Raw genomic sequence first — 5,302 nt, 5'->3', positions numbered from 1 at the left:
GGTCGGCACGCGCTTGGCGAGCGTCAGCGTCAGCACGCCGTTCTCGAACTTCGCGCTCGAGTTGGCCTGGTCCACTTCGGCCGGCAGCGCGACCGTGCGGGCGTAGTGCGCGGCACTGCGTTCGCGGTACAGCACGCGTTCACCTTCCCTGGCATCGGCAGTTTTCGCGTCGCCGGCTTCCAGCGTCACGCGGCGGCCTTCCACCGAGACCTTCAGTTGCTCCTTCGACAGGCCCGGCAGGTCGAGCGTCAGCGTGTACGCGGTGTCGCTCTCGACGACGTCGAGTGCGGGCACGCGCGGCTGGGCCGGGGCCGGGGGCAGCCGGTCGGCGAACAGGTGATCGAAAGCGCGCTCGAGCGAGGTGGCACGGCGCGACGACAGCGAGGGGGTCAGAACGAACATGATGGCTCCTACAATCCATTCAATCGCTGCACAGCGCAGCAACCATGCCGCTGAAACTTGGAGCGGCATTTTTGTTTTCAAGTGGGTTGAAAAATGAAGATCGTGCGTTGGGTCAGGCGCTGCGGCGCGGTGCTGGCAGGGCTGGCGGCGGTGGCGGGCCCGGCAGCTGCGGCGCCGGCCTCGCCGCCCGCCGCCGAGCCGGTGCGCGTCGCGCTGATCGAAGGCCTGTCGGGCGCCTTCGCGAACGCCGGCGAGGCGGTGTACCGCAACCTGCTGTGGGCGGTGGAGCGGGTGAACCAGCGCGGCGGCGTGAGCCTGCCGGATGGCCGCCATCCGCTCGAGCTGGTGCGCTTCGACAGCAAGGGCAGCAATGAAGAGGCACTGTCGCTGCTGCGCTCGGCCATCGACCGGCAGATCGGCTTCGTGATGCAGGGCAACAGCTCGGCCACCGCGGCCGCGCTGGTCGACGCGCTGAACAAGCACAACCAGCGCGAGCCGGCGCGGCGCGCGATCTTGTTGAACTACTCGGCCGTCGACCCGGCGCTGACGAACGAGAAGTGCAGCTTCTGGCACTTCCGCTTCGATGCGCATGCCGACATGCGGCTGCAGGCGCTGACCGACGTGCTGGCCGCCGATGCGCGCGTGAAGAAGGTCTACCTGATCGGCCAGGACTACAGCTTCGGCCAGGGCGTGCTGCGCCAGGCGCGCGTGCTGCTCGCGGCCAAGCGGCCCGACATCGAGATCGTCGGCGACGAACTGCACCCGCTCGGCCGCATCAAGGACTTCCTGCCGTACGCCGCGAAGATCAAGGCGAGCGGCGCGCAGGCGGTGCTCACCGGCAACTGGGGCAACGACCTGACGCTGCTGATCCGCGCCTCGCGCGAGGCCGGGCTGGACGCGCGCTTCTACACCTTCTACGGCAACGCGCTCGGCGCGCCGGCGGCGATCGGCGATGCCGGCGTCGACCGCGTGCTGGCGGTGGCCGAGTGGCACCCGAACCTGGGCGGCGCGGCCTCCGACAGGTTCTATGCAGCCTTCCGCGAGCGCTTTCCGAACCCGCAGGACGACTACGTGCACATGCGCATGCAGGCGATGGTCGAGATGCTGGCGGCCGCGATCGAGAAGGCCGGCAGCGCCGACCCGCTGGCGGTGGCGCGTGCGCTCGAAGGCCTGAAGCTCGACCCGCGCCACCTCGGCGGCTTCCACCGCGGCACGATGCGCGCCGGCGACCACCAGTTCGAGCAGCCGCTGGTCGTCAGCGTGATGCAGCGCGTCGGCAGCCCCGGCGTGCGCTTCGACAACGAGGGCTCGGGCTACGGCTTCAAGACCGTGCTGCAGCTCACCGAAACCCAGACCGAGATGCCGCACCGCTGTGCGATGGAGCGACCATGAGATCCGTGATCGAAAACCTGCCGGCCTCGAAGATCCGCGAGGTCGCGAATGCGGCGATCGGCCGTGCCGACGTGCTGCCGTTCTGGTTCGGCGAGAGCGACGAGCCGACGCCGGATTTCGTGACCGAGGCGGCGGTCGCGTCGCTGCGGCGCGGCGAGACGGCGTATGCGCACAACCTGGGGCTGCCGGCCCTGCGCGAGGCGCTGGCGGGCTATGCGAGCGGGCTGCACCGGCCGGTCGGGCCGGAGCGCATTGCCGTCACGTCGTCGGGCGTCAACGGCCTGATGATCGCGACGCAGGCGCTGGTGGGCGCCGGCGACGAAGTGGTCGCCGTCGTGCCGGTGTGGCCGAACATCACCGCGCAGCCTGCGATCCTGGGGGCCGACGTGAAGCGGGTCTCGCTGCAGGTGCGCGATGGCGCCTGGCAGCTCGATCTCGAGCGCCTGCTGGCCGCGATCACCCCGCGCACCCGGCTGCTGCTGGTCAACGCGCCGAACAACCCGACCGGCTGGACGATGACCCGCGCCGAGCAGCAGGCGGTGCTCGACCACTGCCGCCGCACCGGCACCTGGATCGTCGCCGACGAGGTCTACGAGCGGCTGTACTACGAGGCGGGCCTTGTCTCTGGGTCGAGCCATGCGGCGCCGAGCTTCCTCGACATCGCCGAGGCCGACGACCGGCTGGTGGTGGCGCACAGCTTCTCGAAAAGCTTCCTGATGACCGGCTGGCGGCTCGGTTCGCTGGTCGTGCCGGCGGCGCTGACGGCCGACATCGGCAAGCTGATCGAGTTCAACACCTCGTGCGCGCCGGTGTTCGTGCAGCAGGCCGGCATCGCCGCGCTGCGGGGGGCCGACGCCTTCGTACCGGGGCTGATCGGCCGGCTGAAGGCCTGCCGCGACACGCTGGTGCCGCGCCTGCAGGCGCTGCCGGGCGTCACGCTCGCGATGCCGGCCGGCGGCATGTACGCCTTCTTCCGCGTCGACGGCGAGGACGATTCGCTGGCGCTGGCCAAGCGGCTGGTCACCGGCGTCGGGCTGGGCCTGGCGCCGGGTGCGGCCTTCGGCGACGAGGCCGAGGGCTGGCTGCGCTGGTGCTTCGCGTCGCGCGACCCGGCGCGGCTCGTCGAAGGGGTGGAGCGGCTGAAACGCGCGTTGAGGCTATAATCGACGGGCTTTGCGTCCTGATCCCATCAGAGCGTGAAGCAAATCGCACGGCGCGGGTCAGTTTCACCCGCGACCGCAAGTAGCAACCTCCCGCCCACGAACCTGGCGGGAACATCAGGAAACTGACATGTCCGTCGCAGATCTGAACAAGGCCGAGATCGTCAAGGCCAATGCCCGCAGCGCCAACGACACCGGGTCCCCCGAAGTGCAAGTGGCCCTGCTGACCGCCCGCATCAACGAGCTGACCCCCCACTTCAAGCTGCACCTGAAAGACCACCACGGTCGCCGCGGCCTGCTGAAGATGGTCAACACCCGCAAGAGCCTGCTGGCCTACCTGCGCAAGACCGATGCCGACCGCTACACCGCGCTGATCCAGAAGCTGGGTCTGCGCAAGTAATCCGCGAATGAAAGCCGAGAGCCTGTCTGGATCCTCCAGCACAGGCTCTTTGCGCTTTTGGAGCTGAGCACCCACAGATGACGATGTGTCATTCCACCCGCGTTCCACTCGTGAGCGCTGCTGGAATGGCATCGCGCCAGGTTGCCGCAGTTCCGGGTCCAAGCGCGCCGCCCTCACGAGGCGCTGACAACAAACCGGAGAAATGACATGAGCATGTTCAACAAARTCACCAAGACCTTCCAATGGGGCCAGCACTCGGTCACGCTGGAAACCGGCGAGATCGCCCGCCAGTCGAGCGGTGCCGTGCTGGTCAACATCGAAGACACCGTGATCCTCGCCACCGTGGTCGGTGCGAAGAACGCGAAGCCGGGCCAGGATTTCTTCCCGCTGACGGTCGACTACATCGAGAAGACCTATGCCGCCGGCAAGATCCCCGGCAGCTTCTTCAAGCGTGAAGGCCGCCCGAGCGAACTCGAGACGCTGACCTCGCGCCTGATCGACCGCCCGCTGCGCCCGCTGTTCCCCGAAGGCTTCTACAACGAAGTCCAGGTCGTCATCCACGTCGTGTCGCTGAACCCGGAAGTCTCGGCCGACATCGCCGCGCTGATCGGTTCGAGCGCCGCGCTCGCGATCTCGGGTATCCCGTTCAACGGCCCGATCGGTGCCGCACGCGTCGGCTACGTCAACGGCCAGTACGTGCTGAACCCGGGCAAGACCCAGCTGCTCGACTCGCAGATGGACCTGGTCGTCGCCGGCACCGAAGCCGCCGTGCTGATGGTCGAATCCGAAGCCCAGCAACTGAGCGAAGAAGTGATGCTCGGCGGCGTGGTGTTCGGCCACGACCAGAGCAAGATCGCCATCGCCGCGATCAACGAGCTGGTGCGTGACGCCGGCAAGCCGGCCTGGGACTGGGCTGCGCCCGCCAAGGACGAAGCCTTCATCGGCAAGATCACCGCGCTGGCCGAAGAGAAGCTGCGCGCCGCCTACCAGATCCGCTCGAAGCAGGCCCGCACGCAAGCCACCCGCGAAGCCACCGCTTCGGTGCTGGCCGCGCTGACGGCTGAGGGCGTCGAGTACGACAAGGTCAAGGTCGACAACGTGCTGTTCGACATCGAAGCACGCATCGTGCGCAGCCAGATCCTGCAGGGCGAGCCCCGCATCGACGGCCGCGACACCCGCACCGTGCGCGCGATCGAGATCCGCAACGGCGTGCTGCCGCGCGTGCACGGTTCGGCGCTGTTCACCCGTGGCGAGACGCAGGCGCTGGTCGCCGCGACGCTCGGCACCGACCGCGATTCGCAGAAGATCGACGCGCTCGCCGGCGAGTTCAGCGAGCACTTCATGCTGCACTACAACATGCCTCCGTTCGCCACCGGCGAAACCGGCCGCGTCGGCACCCCGAAGCGCCGCGAGATCGGCCACGGTCGCCTGGCCAAGCGCGCACTGGTGGCAGTGCTGCCGGACCGCGTCGAGTTCCCGTACTCGATGCGCGTGGTCTCGGAGATCACCGAATCGAACGGTTCGTCGTCGATGGCCTCGGTGTGCGGCGGCTGCCTCGCGCTGATGGATGCCGGCGTGCCGCTGAAGGCGCACGTCGCCGGCATCGCGATGGGCCTGATCAAGGACGGCAACCGCTTCGCCGTGCTGACCGACATCCTCGGCGATGAAGATCACCTGGGCGACATGGACTTCAAGGTGGCCGGCACGACCGCCGGCGTGACCGCGCTGCAGATGGACATCAAGATCCAGGGCATCACGAAGGAAATCATGCAGGTCGCACTGGCGCAGGCCAAGGAAGCCCGCCTGCACATCCTCGGCAAGATGACCGAAGCGATGGGCGAAGCCAAGACCGAGGTCTCGCAGTTCGCACCGCGCCTGTACACGATGAAGATCAACCCGGAGAAGATCCGTGACGTGATCGGCAAGGGCGGCGCGACCATCCGTGCGC

5 protein-coding genes are annotated in these 5,302 nt (G+C 68.2%); 4 read left to right on the top strand and 1 reads right to left on the bottom strand.

What is annotated here, in order from left to right:
• A partial coding sequence (locus tag AC1D01_RS19605) for an Hsp20/alpha crystallin family protein (RefSeq protein ID WP_477869204.1) occupies positions 1–402 on the bottom strand: 402 nt, incomplete at its 3' end.
• A 93-nt stretch (positions 403–495) separates the two neighbouring features.
• On the opposite strand from AC1D01_RS19605, the gene AC1D01_RS19600 reads away from it, so the two are divergent.
• The 4 genes from AC1D01_RS19600 to pnp form a co-directional block, all read left to right on the top strand.
• Positions 496–1,794 (top strand): branched-chain amino acid ABC transporter substrate-binding protein, encoded by a 1,299-nt coding sequence (locus tag AC1D01_RS19600; RefSeq protein WP_477869202.1) that lies wholly within the window; start codon positions 496–498, stop codon positions 1,792–1,794.
• A complete protein-coding gene (locus AC1D01_RS19595) occupies positions 1,791–2,957 on the top strand; it encodes a pyridoxal phosphate-dependent aminotransferase (protein ID WP_477869200.1) in 1,167 nt (388 codons plus the stop codon). The genes AC1D01_RS19600 and AC1D01_RS19595 overlap by 4 nt, the downstream gene beginning before the upstream one ends.
• A gap of 127 nt (positions 2,958–3,084) precedes the next feature.
• Positions 3,085–3,354, top strand: coding sequence for a 30S ribosomal protein S15 (rpsO, locus tag AC1D01_RS19590; RefSeq protein WP_047502936.1), 270 nt, complete (start codon positions 3,085–3,087; stop codon positions 3,352–3,354).
• A 207-nt stretch (positions 3,355–3,561) separates the two neighbouring features.
• Positions 3,562–5,302, top strand: a 1,741-nt coding sequence (pnp, locus tag AC1D01_RS19585; protein WP_477869198.1) for a polyribonucleotide nucleotidyltransferase, incomplete at its 3' end; no start/stop codon positions are given.

The sequence above is a fragment of the Rhizobacter sp. P3_B12 genome (assembly GCF_056402895.1).
The sequence above is the reverse complement of the archived record's forward strand: the minus strand, read 5'-3'. Positions and strand labels throughout refer to the sequence as shown.

Coding starts and splice junctions, on each gene's coding strand:
- AC1D01_RS19595 (WP_477869200.1), top strand. CDS start 1,791: ATGAGATCCGTGATCGAAAACCTGCCGGCCTCGAAGATCCGCGAGGTC.
- rpsO (WP_047502936.1), top strand. CDS start 3,085: ATGTCCGTCGCAGATCTGAACAAGGCCGAGATCGTCAAGGCCAATGCC.
- AC1D01_RS19600 (WP_477869202.1), top strand. CDS start 496: ATGAAGATCGTGCGTTGGGTCAGGCGCTGCGGCGCGGTGCTGGCAGGG.